Source organism: Ruegeria sp. HKCCE3926 (genome assembly GCF_017872515.1).
Taxonomy (GTDB): domain Bacteria; phylum Pseudomonadota; class Alphaproteobacteria; order Rhodobacterales; family Rhodobacteraceae; genus Ruegeria.
Genome location: NZ_JAEDOU010000001.1, coordinates 1410231 through 1432349, shown reverse-complemented (window position 1 = coordinate 1432349; position 22119 = coordinate 1410231). Strand labels below are relative to the sequence as shown.

Below are 22119 nucleotides of genomic sequence, written 5' to 3'. Positions count from 1 at the left end.
GGTGGAAAGGTCGAATGTCAGGCGTCGGGCAGGGGGTGAACCTTTGTGTAATCCGGTCCGGTGCAGGTGGGCAGGTTGTCATCCAGATGCAGCCAGCTCAGTCTTTCCTCATGAGCCACGTGCAATGTGGGCTGCATTGCCTCGGGGGTCTCCAAAGTGGCGACGTATAGATGCAGCACATCCGACATTTTGGCCGAGCGGAACGAGATTGGCGTGCCACAATCCGGGCAAAAGCTGCGCTCGACTCCGGGCGAAGAGTTGAAGCGTTTCGGCTCTTCTCCGATCCAGCGCCAGTGACCGTCTCGAACCGCGAAATAGGTTGTCATCGGCGCGGCGCATTGGCGTCGGCAGCTGTCGCAATGACAGGTGACGCAGGACAGGGAAGGAGGGTCGATCTCGTACTTGATGCTGCCGCACAGGCAATGTCCACGCATATCGACCCCCATTTGTTGCGATATCAGCAGTTTGGCACGTTCACGGCCAATCCGCCAAGCGAGGTTTCCTTGTATTTTTCGTGCATGTCATGGCCGGTCTGACGCATCGTCTCGATCACCGCATCCAGCGGCACGAAATGCTCTCCATCCCCGCGAAGGGACAAAGACGCAGCGGACACAGCCTTGATGGCCCCCAGCCCGTTGCGTTCGATACAGGGCACCTGAACCAGCCCGGCGACGGGATCGCAGGTCATGCCCAGATGATGCTCCAACGCGATCTCGGCGGCGTTTTCAACCTGTTCGGGCGTTCCGCCCATCACGGCGCAGAGCCCCGCCGCGGCCATGGCTGATGCGCTGCCGACCTCGGCCTGACACCCCGCTTCGGCACCCGAGATGGACGCATTGTATTTGACCAGACCGCCAATCGCGGCCGCGGTCAGAAGGAAATCTTCGATATGGCTCTCCGAGGCACCGGGAACGTGGTCCAGATAATAGCGCAGCACCGCAGGAAGAACGCCCGCTGCCCCGTTGGTCGGTGCCGTTACGACTTGCCCACCGGCGGCGTTTTCTTCGTTGACCGCCATGGCGTAGACGCTCATCCAGTCGTTGATCGTGTGCGGCGCGGTCAGGTTCATGCCGCGTTCGGCGATCAGCGCGTCATAGATACCCTTTGCCCTGCGTCGCACTTTCAGCCCGCCGGGCAGAATGCCGTCGGTCCTCAAACCGCGTTCGATACAGGCATTCATGACGTCCCACAGACGAGCGCATCCTTTGGCGAAACTGTCGGCGCAGCCGCGCGCGATCTCATTGGCGCGCTTCATCTCGGCGATGGTTTTGCCGCTGGACTTGGCCATCTCAAGCATTTCAGCCGCGGATTTGAACGGGAACGGCACCGGTGCGCCCTCATCCGTTGCCTTGCCTTCGGCCAGTTCTTCTTCGGTCAGGACAAAGCCGCCACCGATGGAATAGAATACCTGGCGCAGGATCACGTCCCCCTGCGCGTCCGTGGCCATCAGGATCATCCCGTTGGCGTGTCCCGGCAGGTTGGTGTCATAGTCGAAGATCAGGTCTGTTTTGGGATCGAACTGAAGCGTCGGCAGGCCGTCGGGGGTAACCGTGTGCGTCTTGGCGATATCCGCCAATGCGGCCTCGGCCTTGTTGTTGTCATAGGTGTCCGGAACAAAGCCGGCTAGGCCCAGAATGGTCGCCCGGTCGGTCGCATGGCCGACGCCGGTAAAGGCGAGCGAGCCATGCAGCGAGCCCTTCAGACCCGCAAATTCGAAAGGTGAAGCACGCATCATATCCAGAAAGCGCGCCGCTGCCACCATGGGGCCCATGGTGTGCGAGGAGGACGGGCCGATGCCCACTTTGAACATATCGAAGACAGAGAGGAACATGTCAGGTAGCTGAGCCTTCTAAGGGGTTGGCGTAAATAGGAGAGGTGTACGGTGCGGGGCCCAGGCCCTCGGCCACGATGGCCGTGTGGGTGGCGGGGCGTGTCTCGAGCTGTGCCAGGATGGTTTGCAGGGTCGGGGTGTCAGACAGCGCATACCAACTGCGATTTGCATCGGCCGGATACAAGGCCATCCAACGCATCATGCAGGCGACATAATAGGTCAGAACCGACGGGCATTCCGCGCAGAACCAGGCTGGCGCGCGTTTTGCCAGCGCGTCCAGCAGTTGCAGGTGCTGCTTTAAACGGGGTCGGATGCCTGCACGCAGGGTATCAGCCTGTGGCGGGGTGATGTATTTCTCGGCATAGAACAGAATGCACAGATCGGCGTGCAGCGTGTTGGACGCAAAGAACAGCCATTTCAAAAACTCGGCGCGTTCGGGGGCGTCTGCCGCCGGGGCCAGTTGCCCGTGGCGCTCGGACAGCCACAGCAGAATTGCCGCCGTTTCAAAGATCGGCCCTTGCGGAGTTTCAAGCACCGGGATCAGCCCGTTGGGGTTCAATGACCTGTACGCCGCGCTGTCCTGTTCGTTTCGACGGCGATCGACCAGCACAGCTTCATAGGGCACACCCATTTCTTCCAGCACCAGCCGGATCACCAGCGAGGCGTTGTCAGGGGCGTAGTGCAGGCGGTATCGGTTCAACATGCGGGCAATCTATATGACAAAGATGAGGGCGTAAGACATGATTGCGACGTTTCCGATAGGAAACGCGCAGTCTTCAGGCATCTTTACGCTTGCCGAACCGCAAAATGTGGTCGCAGTCGCGCGGCGCATTCCCTATAACTCCGGCAGGCCAAACTGGGAAAGCTGCCATGACCGGAGAACTGTCGCCCATCGACACCGCAAAATACGTGGCCGCATGTCGTGCCGCCGAGATGGTCGAGGACGGCATGCGCGTGGGTCTTGGAACGGGATCCACTGCGGCCTGGCTGGTCCGTCGTTTGGGCGAACGGGTGCAAGACGAAGGTCTGCGGATCAAGGGCGTTCCCACGTCCACCCGCACCGCGCAGCTGGCACGCGAAGTCGGGATCGAAGTCATTTCTCTGGATCAGGCCGGGTGGCTGGACATGACCATCGACGGCGCGGATGAATTCGACCCTGACCTGAACCTGATCAAGGGCGGCGGCGGCGCGCATTTGCAGGAAAAGATCGTTGCCACGGCCAGCGATCAGATGGTTGTCATCGCAGATGCCGGGAAAGAGGTGGAAACGCTGGGTGCTTTCCCCTTGCCGGTCGAGGTTGTTCCATTTGGCTGGCAAACCACGCGAACACTGATCGAAGAAGCGCTGGACGCGATGGATGTACTTGGAACCTCGTCGGCGCTGCGTATGAATGGCGCGGCCCCGTTCGTGACGGATGAAGGCAATCACATTCTGGACCTGCACCTGAAACGCATCGGCAATCCCCGTCAGATGGCCCTGATCCTCAACCAGGTTCCTGGCGTGGTGGAAAACGGCCTGTTTATCGATATTTGTGACAAGGTCATCATCGGCCACGGCGACGGGCGGGTCGAACTGCGGGATATCAACGCGGGCACTCTGGAACTGGATCAGCTGCTGAGCGGATCCCGTGAAAACCTGTTTTCCGACCAAACGGACTGAGTTTTATGCAAGCCAATCGGACAAGCGTCGGCAAAAGATCGAAAATTCCGCGCCCGGGGGTTGGCACCGGGGTTTTCGCGCCCAGATATCCAGAGGAATTTTGCAAGTTGAACGAAGGAACCCGGCATGAGCTTTGACTATGATCTTTTTGTCATCGGCGGAGGCTCGGGCGGGGTCCGGGCGGCACGCGTAGCGGCGGGTGAAGCCGGTGCAAAGGTCGCGCTGGCTGAAGAAGACCGCTATGGCGGCACCTGTGTGATCCGGGGCTGCGTGCCTAAGAAACTGATGGTCTTTGCCAGTGAATACTCGGGCATGATCGAAGATGCGCAAGCTTATGGTTGGGATGTTCAGCCCGGCGCGTTTGATTGGGGCATGTTTCACGGCAAACTGGTTGCCGAACTGGACCGGTTGGAAGGGATTTATCGCAGCATCCTGAAAAACAACGGCGTTGAAAGCTTTGATCAGCGCGCGCGCCTATTGGATGCGCACACGGTCGAGCTGGCCGATGGCACCCGAAAAACCGCCAAACACATCTTGATTGCAACAGGCGGTCGACCGGTGGTGCCGGACTTCCCGGGATCGGATCTTGCGATCACGTCGAATGAGATTTTCCATCTGGACAAGCTGCCCGAAAGCATTCTGATTGTTGGTGGCGGTTATATCGCCAGCGAGTTTGCCGGGATCATGAACGGTCTGGGTGTCAAGACCACGCAATTCTACCGCGGTGCGCAGATCCTGCGTGGCTTTGATGAAGAAGCGCGTGGACTGATCTGCGAAGAGATGCGCCAGAACGGCATCGATGTCCGTCTGGGCACCAATGTGCTGGAAATGGCCAAAGATGGCGACCAGATCCGCGTCAAGGCGACGGACGGCACCGAGGATCGTTTTGACGTGGTCATGTACGCCACGGGCCGGGCACCGAATGCCGATAACCTCGGGCTGGAAGAGCTGGGCGTTGAACGTGGGCGCAAGGGCGAGATCGTCGTGGATGAATACAGCCAGACCGCCGTTCCGTCGATCTATGCCATTGGCGATGTGACCGACCGGGTCAACCTGACACCCGTGGCCATCCGCGAGGGTATGGCTTTTGTGGAAACCGTCTTCAAAGGCAACCCAACCCCTGTGGATCACGCGCTGATCCCAACCGCCATTTTCACCCAACCGGAATTTGGCACAGTCGGCCTGAGCGAGGAAGAAGCCTCGGCCCAGGAACCGATTGAGGTGTATGCCACTTCGTTCAAACCGATGCAGAAGGCGTTTGCCGGTGGCACGCAACGGGTTCTGATGAAACTGATCGTGTCTCAGGCCACACGCAAGGTACTGGGTTGCCATATTGTCGCCCCCGGAGCAGGAGAGATGATCCAGCTGGCCGGAATTGCCGTAAAGATGGGCGCGACAAAGGAAGATTTCGATCGCACGGTTGCAGTACATCCCGTTATGGCGGAAGAACTGGTGACAATGCGGCAACCTGTACGCTGTGCTTGATTTGCAAGCTCGCGCACACAAGTTACAAGTGTGCCCGTGATCACACGGGCCTAAACGAAGGAATTGATACATATGGCGGGCAACAGCGGTGGCCCCTGGGGGGGCGGAGGCTCATCCGGAGGTGGAGGAAATCGGGGCAACAACGGTGACGGGCGCAAGCCCCCCGAAGGCGAAGGCCCGCAGATCCCCGAGATTGATGAGCTGATGAAAAAAGGCCAGGAGCAGCTGCGCGTCCTGATGGGCGGTCGCGGCGGCGGTGGCCGTGGTGGCAGCGGTGGTCAGGGCGGTGGAGGCCCGGCCTTTACCAAAGGTACGGTTGCGATTGGTCTGGTGGCAGCTGCCGTTTTGTGGGGGCTGGCCAGCTTTTATACTGTAAAACCGGAAGAACAGTCAGTTGAGCTGTTTCTGGGCGAGTTTTCGGCCGTGGGTAATCCGGGTCTGAACTTTGCGCCATGGCCGTTTGTCACTGCCGAGGTGATTCCGGTCACCCGCGAACAGACCGAAGATATGGGCGGAGCCCGGGGCAGCGACGATGGCCTCATGCTGACCGGCGACGAAAACGTGGTCGATATCGACTATCAGGTCGTCTGGAACATCAACGACCCGGCCAAGTTCCTGTTCAATCTGCGTGATCCGCGTCAGACGATCCGCGCCGTGTCGGAATCGGCGATGCGCGAGATTATCGCGCAGAGCGAGCTGGCACCAATCCTGAACCGGGATCGCGGTATCATTGCCGAACGCCTTCAGGAACTGATCCAGACGACGATGGACAGCTACGATTCGGGTGTGAACATCATCCGCGTGAACTTTGACAAGGCCGACCCGCCGCAGGACGTGATCGCCGCCTTCCGCGATGTTCAGGCCGCCGCGCAGGAGCGTGACCGGCTGCAAAACGTCGCCGACGCCTACGCCAACCGGGTTTTGGCTGAGGCGCGCGGTGAAGCTGCCCAGGTACTGGAAGAAGCCGAAGCCTACCGCGCACAGCAGATCAACAGCGCCATGGGTGAGGCGAGCCGTTTCAGCGCGGTTCTGGAAGAATATTCCAAAGCGCCTGATGTGACCCGCAAACGTCTGTACCTGGAGCGGATGGAGCAGGTTCTAGGTGACGTGGACAAGATCATTCTGGACGAAAACTCGACCGGATCGGGGCAGGGCGTCGTGCCTTACCTGCCGCTGAACGAACTGCGCCGCAATTCCGGACAGGAGAGCAACTGATGCGTAAAGCGACCTTTATTCTGCCGATCGTTTTCATCGCGATTGTTGGTGTACTGTCCTCGATCTTTATCGTGGATGAACGTGAGCGCGCGTTGGTTCTGCAATTTGGCCGCGTTGTTGCGGTCAAGGAAGAGCCGGGTCTGGCGTTCAAGATCCCGCTGATACAGGAAGTTGTCCGCTATGACGACCGGATCCTGTCCATCGACGTTCAGCCGTTGGAGGTTACGCCTCTGGATGATCGCCGACTGGTGGTTGATGCCTTCGCCCGCTATCGGATTTCCGATCTGGAACAGTTCCGTCAGGCCGTTGGTGTGGGTGGTATTCCGGTCGCCGAAGACCGTCTGGATCGTATCCTGCGCGCTGAAACCCGCGAAGTACTGGGTTCGGTGTCCTCGCGTGACATCCTCAGTTCAGACCGTGCCGCGCTGATGCTGCGCATCCGCAACAGCGCGATTGCCGAAGCGCGCGCGTTGGGCGTGAATGTGATCGACGTGCGTTTGAAGGCGACCGACCTGCCTCAGGCCAACCTTGAGGCCACGTTTGACCGGATGAAAGCCGAGCGTGAGCGTGAAGCCACCGATGAACGCGCACGTGGTAACGAAGCCGCGCAGCGCGTGCGGGCGCAGGCCGACCGGACCGTGGTGGAACTGGTGTCGGACGCCAACCGCGAGGCCGAGATCATTCGCGGTGAAGCTGACGCCGAACGCAACGCCATCTTTGCAGAAGCGTATGGTGCAGACCCGGAGTTCTTCGAATTCTACCGTTCGCTGACCGCGTATGAAAATGCGCTGCAAGGTGGTAATAGCTCAATGATCCTGAGCCCGGATTCCGAGTTTTTCAACTACCTCGCTTCACCAACCGGACGGCGGGCACCGGCGGCTGCGGCGTCTGAATAATGGGTATGATCCTTCTGGCTTTCGGGCTGGTACTGATTGTTGAGGGGCTGGCCTATGCGCTGGCCCCTTCGCTTATCGAGCGGATGCTGGAAGCCTTGCGGGACATGCCAGAGCAAGCCCGGCGCCTGGTCGGATTGCTGTGTGTGATCAGCGGGCTGATCCTGCTTTGGGGCGCGCAACACCTGGGATTTTGACGCTGCGGTTTCACTTGCCGGTGATTTCGTTGCGATCCCGAGTTGCTCGTGGGGTCAAACTGACTACATTGGTTTGTAAGAAAGGCCGTGAACAAGCGGTCTTGGCGTGAATGTCGACAAGGAGAGCTCTAGTGCAGGCGAAAGCGCGCAGTGTATCCGTCCGGTGGGACGAAGTGAGTGTTTGGATGCGGCTTATGTGGCTGGCCTTTGCCGGTTCATTGCTTTTGCTGGCGCAATCGGCGATGGCACAGGCCAGGGGCGAAAGCCTGGCACCACTGGCCGAGAAAGTCAGCCCGGCGGTTGTGAACATCACCACCAGCACCCTGATCGAGGGCCGGACTGGCCCGCAGGGCATCGTGCCCGAAGGTTCTCCGTTCGAAGATTTCTTTCGCGAGTTCCAGGACCGAAACGGCGGAGATAACGACAACGCGCCGCGTCGCAGCAATGCGCTGGGGTCGGGGTTCGTGATCTCGGAGGACGGTTTTATCGTCACGAACAACCATGTAATTGCCGAAGCTGATGAGATCCTTGTGGAATTCTTCCCCGGCGATGGCCAGCCCAAGAAAGAACTGGTGGCCAAGGTTATTGGAACGGACGAGAAAACAGATATCGCGTTGCTCAAGGTCGAGGCTTCGGGCCCGCTGAAATACGTGAAGTTCGGCAACAGCGACGTCGCGCGCGTGGGTGACTGGGTTATCGCCATGGGCAACCCGCTTGGGCAAGGCTTTTCGGTATCGGCAGGGATCGTTTCAGCCCGCGACCGAGCGCTGAGCGGAACCTATGACGATTACATTCAAACGGACGCGGCGATCAACCGGGGCAACTCGGGCGGGCCGCTGTTCAACATGGAAGGCGAAGTGATCGGTGTGAACACCGCAATCCTGTCGCCTAACGGCGGTTCGATCGGCATCGGATTCTCGATGGCGTCGAATGTTGTCGTGAAGGTCGTGGATCAACTGCGGAAATATGGCGAGACCCGTCGGGGTTGGTTGGGCGTCCGCATTCAGGACGTAACCGAGGACATGGCCGAGGCCATGGGTCTGGAAAAACCTGGCGGCGCGCTGATCAGCGATGTACCGGACGGCCCCGCCAAGGAAGCTGGGTTGAAGGCGGGTGACGTGATCCTCAGCTTTGATGGCGTCGAGGTGGAAGACACCCGAGGTCTGGTGCGTCAGGTCGGTGAAGCAGAAGTTGGCAAGTCGGTCAGAGTGGTCGTGCACCGCGACGGCGGAACCCAGACCGTACTTGTGACACTAGGGCGTCGGGAAGATGCGGAACGCGCTGACAATGGCGAGGAGGAACCGCAGGAAGCTCCGATTGAGGAGAATGCGGATATTCTGGGCCTGACGATTTCCCCCCTGACCGATACGCTGCGTGCAGATTTGGGGCTGGATGGTGATGCAGACGGCCTTGTGATTACAGATGTCGATGAAGCATCTGAGGCGTATGCCAAGGGAATGCGGGCAGGTGATCTGATCACCGAAGCAGGCCAGCAAAAGGTGGAAACCATCGGAGATCTCGAAGCCCGTATGGAAGAATCGCGCGAAGCTGGTCGCAAATCTCTGCTGCTGTTGGTGCGCAGGGGTGGCGATCCGCGTTTTGTGGCGCTGAGCCTTGAGAACTGATTGATCAGGCCGGGACAACCTCCCGGCCTTTTTTTATTGCGGGCCAGACCGGGTATCACCGCCACGCAAAAAATGAGCCACACGCAGTGAATGCGTATGGCTCAGATACAGGGAGAGGTCAGTGGACAGATATCGGGGATGATTCTCTGACCTCCTACGGTAACAATCTCACGTTAGGTCAAAGCGCAATCGATGGTCTGTGAACAAGATCACACCGGATCAAATAAGATCTGAATCAGCCAGTTCTCGCAGGGCTTCAAAATCCTGGATCAGCAAACCGCCACGAGAGGCTTCGACCATGTTGTCGCGTTTCCAGATCGAGATGGTTTTGGATACTGCCTCGCGTGTGGCACCGACAAATTCGGCCAGTTCGCTCTGCGACAGGGTGATGCGCGCGGCCGGGTCGTCCTGTAAACTGGACAGGTGCAGCAGCTTGCGGGCCAGCCGAATAGGCATGGGCAGAAAGACCTGCTCGTTCAGTTGCAGCCCCATCCATCGCATCCGCAATCCGGCCAGACGGATCATATCCACGGCAAGGTCAGGCTGTTGTCTGATCTGGTTCATAACGTCGTTGCGGCGCACACGCAGTACACGCGACTGTTCTGCCGCCGCAATGGTGGCCGTACGCGGACCATTGTCGAACAACGCGATCTCACCAAAGACTTCGCCGGGGCGCATCAGGGTAAGCGTCAGTTTGCGGCCGCTCATGGCCAGAAAGGAAACCTCTAACGTGCCTTCCAGAATGGCATAGAGAGAGTCGCCCTCGTCACCTTGTTCAAAAAGTATTTCACCTTGGGACAGAGATATGTCGGTCGCTTGCGCCGAAAGCATTTCTCTGAGCCCGTCGGAGGCTTCGGAAAGGAAGCCGCTGTTGGGAAAGGCCGTCATGTGTGCACCGATCTTGGGCAAGCTGTGAGTGTGGGTGGTGGCACAACTTCCCATAGCTCGGCGCTCAAGCCAAGAATTTTGTTTGTTTTGGCAGGTCTGGCGGGTGCAGGGGCCGTTATTTCTGCTCGGGATCGTCCATATAGCGTTGCAGAATGCTGAACTGAAGCATCAGGAAGGCCATCAGAGCGATGGGAAAGCCGAAGGTCTCGATCTTGACCCACAGATCCGTCGACATGGTGCGCCAGACGAATTCGTTTGCGGCGGCCAGAACGGCGAAACAGGCGCACAGGCGGCGTGTCAGGATCATCCAGCCTTCGTGCTTCATCGGCAGCATCTCATCCAGCACATAGGCGAGATAGGATTTTTTCTGCATCAGGCCAATGCCGAGGATCAAGGCAAACAGACCATAGACAAGTGTGGTTTTCATCTTGAAGAACCGCTCGTCATTGAACCAGGCCGTGAGACCGCCGAAGAAAATCACCATGAAGGCCGTGAAGATCTGCATCCGGCTGAGTTTGCCGGTCAGATACCACAGGATACCCATTGCCCCCAGCATCAGGGGGACAAAGATAATCGTGGCGATAATGAAGCCGGAATACTCGATGCCGCCGATCAGAAAACTGTCGTCGCGCAGGCGCAGGTAGATGAAGAAGAAGGCCAGCGGGGGGCCAAGTTCCAGAATCTGTTTCAGAAACGGGTTGATGTCTTTTTTGCCTGTCATCTGTACTTCCTGCTGCTTACCCGCCCATTTCAACTATTACGGCGCCAAGTGCAATCAATGCCATCAGGGCAATGCGTCTTGGGCCAACCGTTTCCTTTAGCGCAAGCCAGCCGATCAGCGCAGCGAAGACTGTTGAGGTTTCGCGCAGAACGGCTGCTTCACCGACCTTATCCAGCCGGGTGGCCAGCATGATTGCCCCGAAGGACAAAGGGGCGATGATACCGCCAGCGAGGCCGCGCAGCATCAGCGGGCCAGGTGCAGGTCTGTGTGCCATCACGCGCCACCTGAGATATGCGTAGATCGGCATGGCCGCGCCGTCGATCATGAAGAACCAGGCCAGAAAGGTGAACGGATCGGCGGTGGCGCGAATGCCATAGGCGTCATAGGTGGTGTACAGGGCCACAAACAGGCCAGTGATGATCGCCAGTGTCAGCGCGATACCCAGCGTATCCCTGTTGGTTTCCAGGAATCTGAAGTTGTAGGCGGCCAACCCAAATATCCCGGCCAGCAAGGTGGCCACGCCCAGCCATTGAACGGCCGAGAATGTTTCGCCGAACAGAAGATAGGCACCGATGACGGTGAACAGCGGACCCGTACCGCGCACCACCGGATAGACGACGGTGTAAGAGCCTTTGGTATATGCCATGGCTTGCAGGGTTTTGTAGGCGATGTGGATCAGCCAGACGAGCGCGAAGATCGGCCACATATGAGGTTCGGGCCAGGGCACCACGAAAAAGGCGAAGGGGGCGGCCATGAGGCAATAGCAGGCGTCGATGGCGCCGCGGGACAGCCACGGGTCGTGTCTGCCTTTTTGCAGTGCACCGAAGACCGCGTGCAGGAACGCCGCCATCAAAGCCAGCGCCAATGCCAGCTGGTGTCCGGCTTCGGTGCCTTCGAGAGAGATCAGCCAGTCGCTCAAATACGCGGACCTTTTGCGGAGCGGAGAAGGTGGGGGGCTGTCTGCCCCCCACACCCCCCGAGGATATTTGGGGCCAGATGAAGCCTAAGATCAGCCTTTGTCGAGACCGGTGAGGGCGGCAGCGAATTCTTCGGGGTCGAAAGGGGCAAGGTCGTCGATCTGTTCGCCGACGCCGATCGCGTGGATGGGCAACCCGAATTTGTCCGCCAAGGCAACAAGAACACCTCCCTTGGCCGTGCCATCCAGCTTGGTCATGACCAGACCGGAAACGTCCGCCAGTTTGCGGAACGTTTCCACCTGGCTCAGCGCGTTCTGACCGGTGGTGGCGTCGAGTACGAGCAAAGTGTTGTGCGGAGCAGTGTCATCAACCTTGCGGATGACGCGGACGATTTTGGCGAGTTCCTCCATCAGGTCGGTGCGGTTTTGCAGGCGGCCGGCCGTATCTATCATCAGCAGATCAGCGCCCTCTGCCTGTGCACGGGTCAGCGCGTCAAAGGCGAGGCTGGCGGGGTCCGAGCCTTCGGGGGCGGTCAGTACCGGAACTCCGGCGCGATCCCCCCAGACCTGCAACTGTTCCACGGCCGCAGCGCGGAAGGTATCGCCGGCGGCGATGACGACCTTTTTGCCGGCCTCTTTGAACTGGCTGGCCAGTTTTCCAATTGTCGTGGTCTTGCCCGAGCCGTTGACGCCGACGACCAGTACCACTTGTGGTCGTTTGGGATAGATCGGCAGAGGCTTGGCCACAGGCTCCATAACGCGGGCGATTTCTTGTGCCAGAAGTTGCTTGATCTCTGTGGTCGACAGTTTGCGGCCAAAGCGGCCCTCGGCCATGTTCGATGTGACACGCAAGGCTGTGTCGACGCCCATGTCCGAGGCGATCAGCAGTTCTTCGAGCTGCTCCAGCATGTCATCGTCCAGGGTGCGGCGCATTTCCGTGACGGCGCCTCGATTGAACAGGCGGTTCAGGATGCCCTTGGCTTCCGGTATTTCCGGCGGTGGAGCGACAGGCGTGGGGTCAGCCGGGATCGGTGCCGGAGGTTCAGCCGGTTGCGGGGCCGGGGCAGGCTCTGGCACTTCTGGAACCGGTTGCGGATCTGGCTGCGGCTGGGGGATCACAGGGTCCGGAGCCGCCGTCTCCTCGCCGCCATCCTCGACGATGGCTTCCAGCCCTTCTTCAAGACGAGATGAAGATTTGAACAGCTTGTCCTTTAGCTTTGAGAAAAACGCCATACTTGGTCTCCACAGGTGTTCCCTTCACCTAATGCGGATTTGCGGCAGTTGCAAAGGGTCACGCAAATGCAAGGACAAAGCCAAGCTGAGCACCCCAGTAAAGGGGCCATACAAGATAGGGCGTCACCTTGAGGGCCGGATGGTGTGGCGGCAGCAGGAATTTCTCGGTTGCGAGGATCAGATCTGACGCGATGAAGGCCATGGCGGCGGGAAAGGCCCACCGAAGGGGACCGGCATCCGGCAGTGCCAGCACCGTGACCCCCATGCCAAGAATGATGGGGATATATGCCAGAACGGGCCCCTTCAGGTCTCCGGCGCGGGGCGCGAGCAAAGTGGCCATGATGATGCCCAGAATGATCAAGGACCATACAATCGCAGGCGCGCTGAGGATCAGCCCGGCAGAACTGATCGGCAGAGTCAGGAACAGAGCGATATAGGTCAGATGCCCGGCGGCAAATGCGGCGATGCCCATCATGAAGGTGGCATCTGTTTCGCGCGACAGCAGCGCGTCGCCTGTCGCACATAGAGCGAGCGCAAGAACCAACAGCCAAGGCTCACCGTTCATGATGGCGATGACCGCCAATAGGGCGACTGATGCGGTTTTCAGTACAGTGCGCAAAGAACCGACGGGCCAGGAGGTCAGTGGCAGGTAACCAAGGGCGCAGCCACAGGCGATCCAGAACAGTAGGGTTGTCATGTCATCTCCTCGCCGGTTCAGAATGATCTGATCTGGGGCGTGGCGTGAAATCAACCGCTTACGTTGAGTTAAGCGCCTTGTGAAGGCACCGGTTCAACAGGCGAATGGCATGACCGAAGCGCTTCTGACAAAATGGAAACATGTTCAGGTTCCTGATGATTCTCGCGACTTTGGCCGCACATTCCGTGGCGGCACAAACGCCTTTGTCTGGCTCGGAGTTCGACAAGTATACGCAGGGCAAAACTCTGTTCTACGGGTTCGAAGGTCAGGTTTACGGGGTGGAGCGGTATCTTCCGAACCGTCGTGTGATCTGGTCTTTTCTCGACGGGAATTGCAAGGAAGGTATCTGGTATCAGCAGGGCGAGCAGATCTGCTTTGTCTACGAAGACAGGCTGGATCCGCAATGCTGGGTTTTCACTGAATCCGGTGGCGGTTTGATTGCGCAGTTCGAAGGTAATCCGCAAGCGACCGAACTGTATGAGGCCGAGGATCTTGGGGAAGAAATGGTTTGTTATGGGCCGGACGTTGGCGTTTGATCAGTTTGCGCGCAGCTCATCATAATTGATCATGACATGGGTTTGGTAAGCTGTCCTGTCTGTCAAGCCTTCGTAATAGCGGCGCAAGTTGGGCAGTGATGCGCGCGAAATATCGATGTCATAGTAGCGATAGAGTATGTGCCCCAACTGGATATCGGCCAAAGTCAGGCAGGAACCGCACAGGAAAGCGTTTTCAGAAAGTTGCGCATCGGCGATCGCCAGCGTGTTCTCGAGTGCTGTGACGGCCGTTTCGATCGCTTGGTGATCGCGCTCTATCTGCGGGGTCCGCACGACCCGCCAGAACACAGGTACCGTGAAGGCCATCGCGACATTGATCTTGGCCCATTCTGCCCATTTGTCCACTTCGGCTTGCCGGGTCGGATCGCGTGGCCAGAAATCATCCGCTCCATACATGGAGGCAAGGTAGCGCAGGATCGGCCCCGTCTCCCACAGCGAGGGATTTGGGCCGTCCTGTATCACGGGGATGGTGCCGTTCGGGTTCAGCTTGCGAAACTCATCGGTGTCCAGCAAACCGAACCTGTGCCCGGCATCGTGGCGCTGAAACTCCAGCGCCAGCTCACCCACACACCACATCAGGGCCTGTACATTTGATGATGTTCTTCGGCCCCAGATGGTCAGCATGGCTCAGAAGAGTGATCCCTGATCCGGGGTGTCCGGCCTGGGTTTCTTCGAGGGTGATTTCGCGCCCGGGCCGGTGCTGAGAACGCCATCGGCGAACTCGATCTCGAGCGCCGTTTGTTTAGTGGCCTGAGCCTTGGTGGTGATCACATTCCCTTCGGCCCGGACGACCGCGTATCCGCGGTCCAAAGTGGCTTTGTAGCTCAGCGTCTCGCGCAGGCGGTCCGTCGCTTCGAGTTGCTGCTTGAGGCGGTCCAGTCGCGTGGTTTGGGCCGTGTGCATTCGATCGCGCAAACGATCTAGGTTTTGCCGCTGTTGATCGATTTCCCTTTGGATCGGTCGCAAGGACAGGCGCGATGACAGGTTGCGCAGCGATTCCTGTCGCGTCGATATCAAGCTTTGCAGGGTCGAGGGGCGCAGATGGGCAGACAATTCCACCACTTGCAGGCGACGGTTCTGAACCCCGCGTATCAAGGCGGGTGTGAGGCGATCTGCAATCAAATCAAGGCGTTGTCTGGGGGAGTTCAACAGACTGTCCGGGCGCGGCAGGGCGCGGGACAAATCGCGCAGCCTTTGCGAACGGCGCTGCACCGCGTCCGTTGCCGCGCGCGACAGGCGCGCAGCTTGTTCTTCGGTCCAGGCGAGCAGTTCGATGCGGACCGGCACGGCCAGCTCTGCCGCAGCCGTGGGTGTAGGCGCGCGGCGGTCCGAGACAAAATCAATCAGGGTGGTGTCGGTTTCATGCCCAACGGCCGAAATCAGCGGTATGTCCGACGCGGCGGCTGCGCGCGCGACACTCTCTTCGTTGAAGCCCCAGAGGTCTTCGATCGATCCGCCGCCACGGGCGACGATGATCAGGTCGGGCCGCGGCAACGCGCCGCCGGGTGTCAGTTGGTTGAAGCCTTCGATGGCGCGGGCGACCTCGGGCGCGCAGTTGGCCCCTTGAACCGCCACAGGCCAGATCAGCACCTTGCGCGGAAACCTGTCCCTGAGCCGATGCAGAATGTCGCGGATCACGGCACCGGAAGGGGATGTCACAACGCCAATGATCTGCGGCAGGTACGGCAGGGGTTTCTTGCGTTCCGGCGCGAACAGACCTTCGGATTCCAGTTGTTTCTTGCGCTTCTCCAGCAGTGCCATGAGCGCGCCCTGACCCGCGACGGAAACCTCATCGACGTTCAGGTTGTATTTGGATTGCGCCCCGAAAGCCGTAAGGCGACCGGTGACGACAACCTCCAGCCCTTCCTCTGGCACGACCGAGAGGCTGGAAACCTGACCTTTCCATGTCGTGCAGGCCAAAACGTTCCGGTCGTCCTTGATGTCGTAATACAGATGCCCGGATCGGGCTTTGAACACGCGCCCAACCTCTCCGCGTACTCGGATTCGGCCGAATGAGCCTTCCAGCGTCCGTTTCACCTCACCCGAAATTTCGGACACTGTATATTCAGGGGTGTTTTGGCCCGGAAACGGGTCATCAAGCAGGTCGGACATTTCAGCGCCTTGTTTCAAATGCGCGCCCAGCTTAGAACGCCGCGCAGGCAAGGCCAAGCAGATCGGAGAGCTTTCATGAATATCCTCATTCTCGGCAGCGGAGGGCGCGAACACAGCCTGGCATGGGCAGTGCTGCAAAACCCCAAATGTGATCGCCTGATCGTTGCTCCGGGAAATGCGGGGATCGCGCAGATCGCTGACTGTGCCGCTCTGGATATTGAAAACGGCGGGGCTGTTGTCGGCTTTGCCGAAGAAAATGCGATTGATTTCGTGATCGTTGGGCCCGAGGCGCCTTTGGCGGCCGGTGTGGCTGATCGGTTGCGCGAAGCCGGAGTATTGGTTTTTGGGCCCTCAGCCGAGGCGGCGAAGCTGGAAGCGTCGAAAAGCTTCACCAAGGAAATCTGCGACGCGGCCAACGCCCCCACCGCAGCTTATGCCCGGTTTACCGAGGCTGTGCCTGCCAAAGCCTATATCCGCGAACAGGGCGCACCGATTGTGGTCAAGGCCGATGGTCTGGCCGCGGGCAAGGGCGTTATCGTTGCGATGGACGAAACGACCGCACTGGACGCCATTGACGACATGTTTGGCGGTGCGTTTGGCGGTGCTGGTGCGGAAGTCGTCATTGAAGAATTCATGGATGGGGAAGAAGCCTCGCTGTTCGTTCTGTGTGATGGTGAGGACATTCTCTCAGTCGGCACGGCCCAGGATCACAAACGGGTTGGCGAGGGCGATACCGGGCTGAACACGGGCGGGATGGGCGCGTATTCTCCGGCGCCGGTGTTGAGCGAAGAGGTGGAGGCGCGCGCGATGGAAGAGATCGTGCGCCCCACCATCGCCGAGATGAAGCGCCGGGGAACGCCGTTTCAGGGCGTTCTTTATGCAGGTTTGATGATCAAGGACGGGCAGCCAAGGCTGGTTGAATACAACGTCCGCTTCGGTGATCCGGAATGTCAGGTGTTGATGATGCGGTTGGGCGCGCAGGCGATGGACCTGATGCACGCCGCGGCCGAGGGCAGGTTGGGTGAAATGCGGGTGAATTGGGCGGATGACCATGCGATCACGGTTGTAATGGCGGCCAATGGTTATCCGGGTGCTTACAAGAAAGGCAATGCGATCAAAGGGCTTGAAGGCCTGCCGGAAGACAGCCAGAACATGGTGTTCCACGCTGGTACAAAGAGTGTCGATGGGCAGGTGGTTGCATCGGGCGGGCGTGTGCTGAACGTGACCGCCCGTGGGAGCACGCTGAAAGAGGCGCGCGACCGGGCCTATGAAATGGTTGAAGCTGTGGATTGGCCTGACGGGTTTTACCGGCGCGATATCGGATGGCGTGCCCTGGAAGGTTGACGGGGCAGGGCGGTTGACCCCTCGGCTTTGCGGCTTCCCGGCGCTGCGCGCGTTCGCGGTCGAAATCGTCCATTGGACGAATTTCTTTCAACCGCTCACGCCCCGGGATATTTTTGGCTAGATGAAGAGGCGGATCAGCAGTTCAGGGCTTGGGCAAGGCTTTTGCGGCCGTGGAACGGGCCCCGGTCGGATGTGATCCAGCCGTTGTCGTAGAAGACGCTGACGATCCGCGTCCAGTCGGCGCTGGCCACGATCAGTTCCGGGCGGTCGCCGCAGGTGCGCAGGCCACCGGAAATGAAATCTTCACCGATCCTGTGGTTGGTCAATCCGGGCAGAGCCGCGACTTCGCCCAGGGCGTTGTCTTTGTAGCGCCAGATGCGCAGCGTTTTGGCAAGGTGCGGACGATCAATATAGGCGATCTCGACATGTCCGTCGCCGTCCAGGTCGGCTGCCCCGATCGGGGCGAGCCAGCGGAAGCGGGTACCGATATGAGGCGTGGCCGCGATCTTGTCTCCGGCGGCGTCGTAGATCGCAAGTTGAGCCCCTGATTTGTCGTGGGATTCAACGACAATTGCTTCGCGCGCGCCGTCCAGGTTGACGTCTGCCAAACGCGGAGCGAGGTCTTCGAACACGCGATCCTGCGGCAGTCGAACAGTTACGACCGTAGTGTCGGTCGTGAATTCCACCGCGCCATATTCGATCGTATCACCCAGGACGCCATGGGCGTAACGGGTGGTTGGCTCTGTGAAGCGGGCGTCGTTGATGGTTTCCGCCGCGCCAGCCGGTTGCAGCGAGAGCGAAAGTCCGAAAGATAGCAAAGCGCCGCGTGCCCGGCGTTGACAAAAGCGGCGGGGCAGGCGCGGCACATTGTTGTGCATCAGATCTGTTTTTCGGGCATCTGAACGACCAGACCGTCCAGCGCGTCGGTGACCTTGATCTGGCAGGTCAGGCGCGAGCGGGCCGGGTCGGGCTCATAGGCAAAGTCCAGCATGTCTTCTTCCATGTCATCCTTGGCCGGGATTTTCTCGACCCAGTCGGGGTGGACGTAAACATGGCAGGTCGAGCAGGCGCAGGCGCCGCCACAATCGGCCTCGATGCCGGGAATGTTGTTGTCACGGGCCCCTTCCATGACGGTCAGTCCGTTGGCGACCTCGACTGTGTGTTCGGTACCGCCGTGCTCGACATAGGTGATCTTTGCCATTGCGTGCGTCTTCCTTTTGCGATGTTCGATTTCTTCCTTAGTGAAGGCATTTAGGTCTTTCCAGCCTCATTTGCGACTCAGCGCGCCGTGTCTGGACTTTCTTGTCGTTTGTTCTATTTTTGTTCTCATGCTTGTTACGCCCATTCGCCCTGTGGTTTCAAACCGGGATTGGCCGCGCCCGCCGTCCTGTCTGCCTTCCATCCAACTGGATTCCCCGCCCGAGGGCGCGCGCGTGGCTGTGGCCGGGCTTGTGATCCTGCGGCAGAGGCCGGGGACGGCCAAGGGCGTGATCTTTCTGACGCTTGAAGATGAGACCGGGATCGTGAATGTGGTGGTGTGGCGCAAAATCTACGAACGGTTCCGCCGTGCGGTGATTTCGGGGCGGTTGCTGAAGGTGACGGGCCGGATGCAGCGGGCGCATTCAGTGACCCATGTGATTGCGGAAGAAATCGAGGATATTTCGGGGATGCTGGATATGCTGGTGCAGGGCGCAGGGGCGGCCTGCTGTGACGGACAATAGCGAGCGGCTGCCTTGCCGCCTTACGCCCAGCAAGACCTGTGCGCCGATGAATGTCGGTAAGTTTCCGCATATCACGCTGGGTCAAAGGCGCTTTTCCGCCAATTCGGCATTGGTCGGTCGACTCTTTGATGTCGTGTTAGTACTGCGGGCATCTCTATGCGTCGGCCTGTGTCTGAACGCAGGCGCGACGGAACGCTACTCAACACCTTCTCAGAGTCAGTTCAGATGCCCGAAGTAACACGAAATGGATCGTTCAAAAAAACCGTCCAGCTGGATGAGAGCCAGATTGCCGGTCGCCTTGGCGAACTGTTGGAGCATACGCGTTCAAAAGGATACGTGCATACCGCCAGAATGATCGAGGAAGCATTGAGTGCCCACTCTTTCGAGCGCAGACACCTTGGGAAAACCCAAAAATACCTCTCGGAATTGCAGCGTCTAAAGCGCAAAGAGATGACACGCTTGGTGAGGGAAACGGATGGTAAGAAGCAAGCGGCTTTTGTCCTGACGCCCCGGATGCGCGTTGACCACAGAAATCCTGCCGCGCTGCGCAGTGGAGCTTGGAGGAACACCCCGATGCCTTTCCCGGCAGAACCCGAATTCAAGTTTCGCTAGCCGAACCTGCCGTGGCCAAGGCGGACAGGGTTGATGATCCGCGTCAATCCAAACGGGTTTTCAACGCAGTCATCGTTTGAACAAGACCTCCTGCGCCTGCTTGTCACGATTGTCTCCTCGCAGCTCTGCGTGCAGAGCGCGCCCGGCCTGAACACCGGGGCGGGCGCCGACGGTCTTCAGCCAGCGCGCAAAGTGGGGTTTGTCCTCCAGCACTTGCTGCTGCCCTTCCCACAGGCTGGCCCAGCCCCAGATCGACATGTCTGCAATTGAATAGAAGTCTCCGGCAACGTATTCGTTCTCGGCCAGCCGTCTGTCGAGCACCCCGTACAGACGACCGACCTCGGCCCGGTAACGATCTTTGGCATAGGGCAGGTCCTGTGGCGGGTTCAGTTGCGGGGCGTATTTCAGGAAGTGATGCGCCTGACCGGCCATCGGGCCAACACCGCCCATCTGCCACATCAACCATTCTTCGACGGCGATCCGGTCACGCTCGGTCCTGCCATAGAACTGCCCGGTCTTGCGGGCCAGATACATTAGAATTGCCCCGCTTTCAAAAACCGAGATCGGTGCACCATCCGGCCCGTCAGGGTCCACGATTGCGGGCATCCGGTTGTTCGGGGCAATCTTCAGGAACTGCGGGTCGAACTGATCGCCCTTTCCGATATTGACCAGATGTGTGGTGTAGGGCAGCTCCATCTCCTCCAGGGCGATGGACACTTTCCAGCCGTTCGGTGTGGGCCAGAAATACAGATCAATCGGGTCGGCCATGTGTTCTCCTGATGTTGAAGGGATCATGCGGGTTTTTGCCGGTTCGGCAAGGGCCGCTTACGAAAGCGTGACCGAAACGCAGGCCGGGCTTGACCGCAAACCGCCCGGGGCGTATTGCCATCCCAGAGCTTCGTGGCGATTTGTTACCGGATTGCGGGCCACGCTAAACAACACCGCTAAAAGGTCAGGATGAAAGACCCCTTTCGCTTGGCCGCGTCTGGGGTTTTTTGTTTGCCTCCTCCGGAGGCTGAAAGGGAATGAGATGAGCGAGAACTGGAACAAACGCACCCAAGCCGTCCATGGCGGTGTCCGCCGCAGTCAGTACAACGAGGTGAGCGAGGCGATTTTCCTGACGCAGGGCTTTGTGTACGAAACCGCCGAACAGGCCGAAGCCCGGTTTCTGGAATGCGGCCCTGATGAGTTCATTTATGCCCGCTATGGCAATCCGACGGTCTCGATGTTCGAACAGCGCATCGCGGCCCTTGAAGGTGGCGAGGATGCGTTTGCGACGGCTTCGGGCATGGCAGCGGTGAACGGTGCGCTGACCTCTATGCTGAAGGCCGGGGACCATGTTGTTTCAGCAAAGGCATTGTTCGGGTCCTGCCTGTACATCCTCGAGAACATCCTGACCCGTTTTGGCGTCGAGGTGACCTTTGTGGACGGCACCGATCTGGAGCAATGGCAGGCAGCGATCCGCCCGGACACCAAGGCGGTCTTCTTCGAATCGATGTCGAACCCGACTCTTGAAGTGATCGACATCGCATCCGTGTCCAAGTTGGCCCATGCCGTCGGGGCGATTGTGGTGGTGGACAACGTGTTTTCGACGCCCGTCTTTTCGCGCGCGATAGAACAGGGCGCGGATGTGGTCGTTTATTCGGCGACCAAGCATATTGACGGACAGGGCCGTGCGCTGGGCGGCGTCATCATCGGCACCAGGGAGTTCATCCGCGGAACCGTTGAGCCGTATCTGAAGCACACCGGCGGCGCGCTCAGCCCGTTTAATGCCTGGGTCATGCTCAAAGGTCTGGAAACCATGGCGCTGCGCGTCAATGCGCAGGCCGACAGTGCACAAAGGATCGCCGAGGCGCTGGAAGGGCACCCGGCGCTGGCGCGCACTCTTTACCCAGGTTTGAAGACCCACGCGCAAAATGCTCTGGTTCAATCGCAACTTGGCGGAAAGGGCGGGACTGTGTTGTCCCTGGATATCAAGGGCGGCAAGGACGCGGCTTTTGCTTTCCTGAATGCGCTGACCATTCCTGTGATCTCGAACAACCTGGGCGATGCCAAGTCGATCGCGACGCACCCGGCGACCACAACGCACCAGCGTCTGAGCGATGCGCAGAAGGACGAGCTGGGCATTACGCCGGGCCTGATCCGTTTTTCCGTAGGCCTGGAAGACGCCGAAGACCTGCTGGTTGACATCCAGCAGGCATTGGAGGCTTCGCAGAAGCAAACAGCAGCACAGTGAAAAGCCTCTTGCCCGTCGGGGCCGTCGCGTTGTCTGTGAACGCGGCGTCTTTTCGGGTGGTATTCGCGGTTGAAGCCTGGCCTTTATGTCTGCGAAAGGCGTATTTCGTTGCAGAATGACGGTTTTGCGCCGGTTTTTTCAATCCGGACTGCTATTGCCTGCGTATTGGGTTAAACTGGT

At 59.3% G+C, this 22119-nt stretch carries 24 protein-coding genes and 1 riboswitch; of the genes, 11 read left to right on the top strand and 13 right to left on the bottom strand.

Annotated elements, in window-relative coordinates:
* Window positions 1-17: 17 nt before the first annotated feature.
* From I9184_RS07195 to I9184_RS07185, 3 genes are read right to left on the bottom strand one after another with little or no spacing between them, the layout of a single operon-like run.
* Window positions 18-434, bottom strand: a complete 417-nt coding sequence (locus I9184_RS07195) for a GFA family protein (protein ID WP_171633363.1) — start codon at window positions 432-434, stop codon at window positions 18-20.
* 23 nt (window positions 435-457) lie between these two features.
* On the bottom strand, window positions 458-1831 hold the full coding sequence (locus tag I9184_RS07190; protein ID WP_171633361.1) for an L-serine ammonia-lyase: 1374 nt from the start codon (window positions 1829-1831) through the stop codon (window positions 458-460).
* 1 nt (window position 1832) lies between these two features.
* On the bottom strand, window positions 1833-2534 hold the full coding sequence (locus I9184_RS07185; RefSeq protein WP_209833455.1) for a glutathione S-transferase family protein: 702 nt from the start codon (window positions 2532-2534) through the stop codon (window positions 1833-1835).
* A gap of 167 nt (window positions 2535-2701) precedes the next feature.
* Here I9184_RS07185 and rpiA point away from each other — a divergent pair, with 167 nt between their 5' ends.
* The 6 genes from rpiA to I9184_RS07155 all read left to right on the top strand — a co-directional run bounded on the left by rpiA (window position 2702) and on the right by I9184_RS07155 (window position 8905).
* A complete protein-coding gene (rpiA, locus tag I9184_RS07180; RefSeq protein ID WP_171723503.1) occupies window positions 2702-3490 on the top strand; it encodes a ribose-5-phosphate isomerase RpiA in 789 nt (262 codons plus the stop codon).
* Between the two features lie 126 nt (window positions 3491-3616).
* Complete coding sequence (gene gor / locus I9184_RS07175) at window positions 3617-4975, top strand: glutathione-disulfide reductase (protein WP_209833453.1); 1359 nt, start codon at window positions 3617-3619, stop codon at window positions 4973-4975.
* A 72-nt stretch (window positions 4976-5047) separates the two neighbouring features.
* Window positions 5048-6190 carry an FtsH protease activity modulator HflK gene (gene hflK, locus I9184_RS07170; RefSeq protein WP_171723501.1) on the top strand — a complete coding sequence of 381 codons (1143 nt, stop codon included), beginning with the start codon at window positions 5048-5050 and terminating at the stop codon, window positions 6188-6190.
* Window positions 6190-7086 carry a protease modulator HflC gene (hflC, locus tag I9184_RS07165; protein ID WP_171633347.1) on the top strand — a complete coding sequence of 299 codons (897 nt, stop codon included), beginning with the start codon at window positions 6190-6192 and terminating at the stop codon, window positions 7084-7086. Before hflK ends, hflC begins: the two co-directional genes overlap by 1 nt.
* On the top strand, window positions 7086-7280 hold the full coding sequence (locus I9184_RS07160; RefSeq protein WP_171633344.1) for a DUF2065 domain-containing protein: 195 nt from the start codon (window positions 7086-7088) through the stop codon (window positions 7278-7280). Before hflC ends, I9184_RS07160 begins: the two co-directional genes overlap by 1 nt.
* 131 nt (window positions 7281-7411) lie before the next feature.
* Entirely contained in the window at window positions 7412-8905 is a 1494-nt protein-coding gene (locus tag I9184_RS07155) for a Do family serine endopeptidase (RefSeq protein WP_348539508.1), read from the top strand.
* A 219-nt stretch (window positions 8906-9124) separates the two neighbouring features.
* Here I9184_RS07155 and I9184_RS07150 read toward each other — a convergent pair whose 3' ends face one another.
* The 5 genes from I9184_RS07150 to I9184_RS07130 all read right to left on the bottom strand — a co-directional run bounded on the left by I9184_RS07150 (window position 9125) and on the right by I9184_RS07130 (window position 13360).
* Window positions 9125-9793 (bottom strand): Crp/Fnr family transcriptional regulator, encoded by a 669-nt coding sequence (locus I9184_RS07150; RefSeq protein ID WP_171633338.1) that lies wholly within the window; start codon window positions 9791-9793, stop codon window positions 9125-9127.
* 115 nt (window positions 9794-9908) lie between these two features.
* Window positions 9909-10514, bottom strand: a complete 606-nt coding sequence (locus I9184_RS07145) for an inner membrane-spanning protein YciB (protein ID WP_209833449.1) — start codon at window positions 10512-10514, stop codon at window positions 9909-9911.
* Between the two features lie 16 nt (window positions 10515-10530).
* Complete coding sequence (locus I9184_RS07140) at window positions 10531-11433, bottom strand: EamA family transporter (protein ID WP_171633329.1); 903 nt, start codon at window positions 11431-11433, stop codon at window positions 10531-10533.
* Between the two features lie 90 nt (window positions 11434-11523).
* Complete coding sequence (gene ftsY / locus I9184_RS07135) at window positions 11524-12663, bottom strand: signal recognition particle-docking protein FtsY (protein ID WP_171633327.1); 1140 nt, start codon at window positions 12661-12663, stop codon at window positions 11524-11526.
* A gap of 58 nt (window positions 12664-12721) precedes the next feature.
* Window positions 12722-13360: a lysoplasmalogenase gene (locus tag I9184_RS07130; protein ID WP_171633324.1), complete on the bottom strand. Its 639-nt coding sequence runs from the start codon at window positions 13358-13360 to the stop codon at window positions 12722-12724.
* A gap of 140 nt (window positions 13361-13500) precedes the next feature.
* On the opposite strand from I9184_RS07130, the gene I9184_RS07125 reads away from it, so the two are divergent.
* On the top strand, window positions 13501-13896 hold the full coding sequence (locus tag I9184_RS07125) for a hypothetical protein (RefSeq protein ID WP_245217984.1): 396 nt from the start codon (window positions 13501-13503) through the stop codon (window positions 13894-13896).
* Here the strand turns inward: I9184_RS07125 and I9184_RS07120 are convergent, their stop codons facing one another.
* A complete protein-coding gene (locus I9184_RS07120; protein ID WP_209833447.1) occupies window positions 13897-14538 on the bottom strand; it encodes a glutathione S-transferase in 642 nt (213 codons plus the stop codon).
* Window positions 14539-14541: 3 nt separating this feature from the next.
* Entirely contained in the window at window positions 14542-16026 is a 1485-nt protein-coding gene (gene xseA / locus I9184_RS07115) for an exodeoxyribonuclease VII large subunit (protein WP_209833445.1), read from the bottom strand.
* Between the two features lie 75 nt (window positions 16027-16101).
* Here xseA and purD point away from each other — a divergent pair, with 75 nt between their 5' ends.
* Window positions 16102-17370, top strand: coding sequence for a phosphoribosylamine--glycine ligase (gene purD, locus I9184_RS07110; protein WP_209833443.1), 1269 nt, complete (start codon window positions 16102-16104; stop codon window positions 17368-17370).
* Between the two features lie 134 nt (window positions 17371-17504).
* Here purD and I9184_RS07105 read toward each other — a convergent pair whose 3' ends face one another.
* Both I9184_RS07105 and I9184_RS07100 read right to left on the bottom strand, forming a co-directional pair.
* Window positions 17505-18248 carry a VCBS repeat-containing protein gene (locus tag I9184_RS07105; RefSeq protein ID WP_171633313.1) on the bottom strand — a complete coding sequence of 248 codons (744 nt, stop codon included), beginning with the start codon at window positions 18246-18248 and terminating at the stop codon, window positions 17505-17507.
* Entirely contained in the window at window positions 18248-18571 is a 324-nt protein-coding gene (locus I9184_RS07100) for a 2Fe-2S iron-sulfur cluster-binding protein (protein ID WP_152457603.1), read from the bottom strand. Before I9184_RS07100 ends, I9184_RS07105 begins: the two co-directional genes overlap by 1 nt.
* Before the next feature lie 127 nt (window positions 18572-18698).
* On the opposite strand from I9184_RS07100, the gene I9184_RS07095 reads away from it, so the two are divergent.
* Both I9184_RS07095 and I9184_RS07090 read left to right on the top strand, forming a co-directional pair.
* Window positions 18699-19091, top strand: a complete 393-nt coding sequence (locus I9184_RS07095; protein WP_209833441.1) for an OB-fold nucleic acid binding domain-containing protein — start codon at window positions 18699-18701, stop codon at window positions 19089-19091.
* A 225-nt stretch (window positions 19092-19316) separates the two neighbouring features.
* On the top strand, window positions 19317-19703 hold the full coding sequence (locus I9184_RS07090) for a hypothetical protein (RefSeq protein ID WP_209833439.1): 387 nt from the start codon (window positions 19317-19319) through the stop codon (window positions 19701-19703).
* A gap of 69 nt (window positions 19704-19772) precedes the next feature.
* Here I9184_RS07090 and I9184_RS07085 read toward each other — a convergent pair whose 3' ends face one another.
* Complete coding sequence (locus I9184_RS07085) at window positions 19773-20471, bottom strand: glutathione S-transferase N-terminal domain-containing protein (RefSeq protein WP_171723493.1); 699 nt, start codon at window positions 20469-20471, stop codon at window positions 19773-19775.
* Window positions 20472-20593: 122 nt separating this feature from the next.
* Window positions 20594-20671: riboswitch (SAM riboswitch) on the top strand.
* A gap of 62 nt (window positions 20672-20733) precedes the next feature.
* Between I9184_RS07085 and metZ the strand changes: the two genes are divergently transcribed.
* The gene (gene metZ / locus I9184_RS07080; RefSeq protein ID WP_209833437.1) at window positions 20734-21939 is read left to right on the top strand and encodes an O-succinylhomoserine sulfhydrylase; all 1206 of its coding nucleotides are present in this window, start codon (window positions 20734-20736) and stop codon (window positions 21937-21939) included.
* The last annotated feature ends 180 nt before the right edge of the window (window positions 21940-22119 follow it).

Coding starts and splice junctions, on each gene's coding strand:
- I9184_RS07195 (WP_171633363.1), bottom strand. CDS start 434: ATGCGTGGACATTGCCTGTGCGGCAGCATCAAGTACGAGATCGACCCT.
- I9184_RS07120 (WP_209833447.1), bottom strand. CDS start 14,538: ATGCTGACCATCTGGGGCCGAAGAACATCATCAAATGTACAGGCCCTG.
- gor (WP_209833453.1), top strand. CDS start 3,617: ATGAGCTTTGACTATGATCTTTTTGTCATCGGCGGAGGCTCGGGCGGG.
- ftsY (WP_171633327.1), bottom strand. CDS start 12,663: ATGGCGTTTTTCTCAAAGCTAAAGGACAAGCTGTTCAAATCTTCATCT.
- I9184_RS07145 (WP_209833449.1), bottom strand. CDS start 10,514: ATGACAGGCAAAAAAGACATCAACCCGTTTCTGAAACAGATTCTGGAA.
- I9184_RS07100 (WP_152457603.1), bottom strand. CDS start 18,571: ATGGCAAAGATCACCTATGTCGAGCACGGCGGTACCGAACACACAGTC.
- hflK (WP_171723501.1), top strand. CDS start 5,048: ATGGCGGGCAACAGCGGTGGCCCCTGGGGGGGCGGAGGCTCATCCGGA.
- I9184_RS07190 (WP_171633361.1), bottom strand. CDS start 1,831: ATGTTCCTCTCTGTCTTCGATATGTTCAAAGTGGGCATCGGCCCGTCC.
- I9184_RS07130 (WP_171633324.1), bottom strand. CDS start 13,360: ATGACAACCCTACTGTTCTGGATCGCCTGTGGCTGCGCCCTTGGTTAC.
- rpiA (WP_171723503.1), top strand. CDS start 2,702: ATGACCGGAGAACTGTCGCCCATCGACACCGCAAAATACGTGGCCGCA.
- I9184_RS07160 (WP_171633344.1), top strand. CDS start 7,086: ATGGGTATGATCCTTCTGGCTTTCGGGCTGGTACTGATTGTTGAGGGG.
- I9184_RS07185 (WP_209833455.1), bottom strand. CDS start 2,534: ATGTTGAACCGATACCGCCTGCACTACGCCCCTGACAACGCCTCGCTG.
- I9184_RS07095 (WP_209833441.1), top strand. CDS start 18,699: ATGCTTGTTACGCCCATTCGCCCTGTGGTTTCAAACCGGGATTGGCCG.
- hflC (WP_171633347.1), top strand. CDS start 6,190: ATGCGTAAAGCGACCTTTATTCTGCCGATCGTTTTCATCGCGATTGTT.
- I9184_RS07150 (WP_171633338.1), bottom strand. CDS start 9,793: ATGACGGCCTTTCCCAACAGCGGCTTCCTTTCCGAAGCCTCCGACGGG.
- I9184_RS07105 (WP_171633313.1), bottom strand. CDS start 18,248: ATGCACAACAATGTGCCGCGCCTGCCCCGCCGCTTTTGTCAACGCCGG.
- I9184_RS07085 (WP_171723493.1), bottom strand. CDS start 20,471: ATGGCCGACCCGATTGATCTGTATTTCTGGCCCACACCGAACGGCTGG.
- purD (WP_209833443.1), top strand. CDS start 16,102: ATGAATATCCTCATTCTCGGCAGCGGAGGGCGCGAACACAGCCTGGCA.
- I9184_RS07090 (WP_209833439.1), top strand. CDS start 19,317: ATGCCCGAAGTAACACGAAATGGATCGTTCAAAAAAACCGTCCAGCTG.
- xseA (WP_209833445.1), bottom strand. CDS start 16,026: ATGTCCGACCTGCTTGATGACCCGTTTCCGGGCCAAAACACCCCTGAA.
- metZ (WP_209833437.1), top strand. CDS start 20,734: ATGAGCGAGAACTGGAACAAACGCACCCAAGCCGTCCATGGCGGTGTC.
- I9184_RS07125 (WP_245217984.1), top strand. CDS start 13,501: ATGTTCAGGTTCCTGATGATTCTCGCGACTTTGGCCGCACATTCCGTG.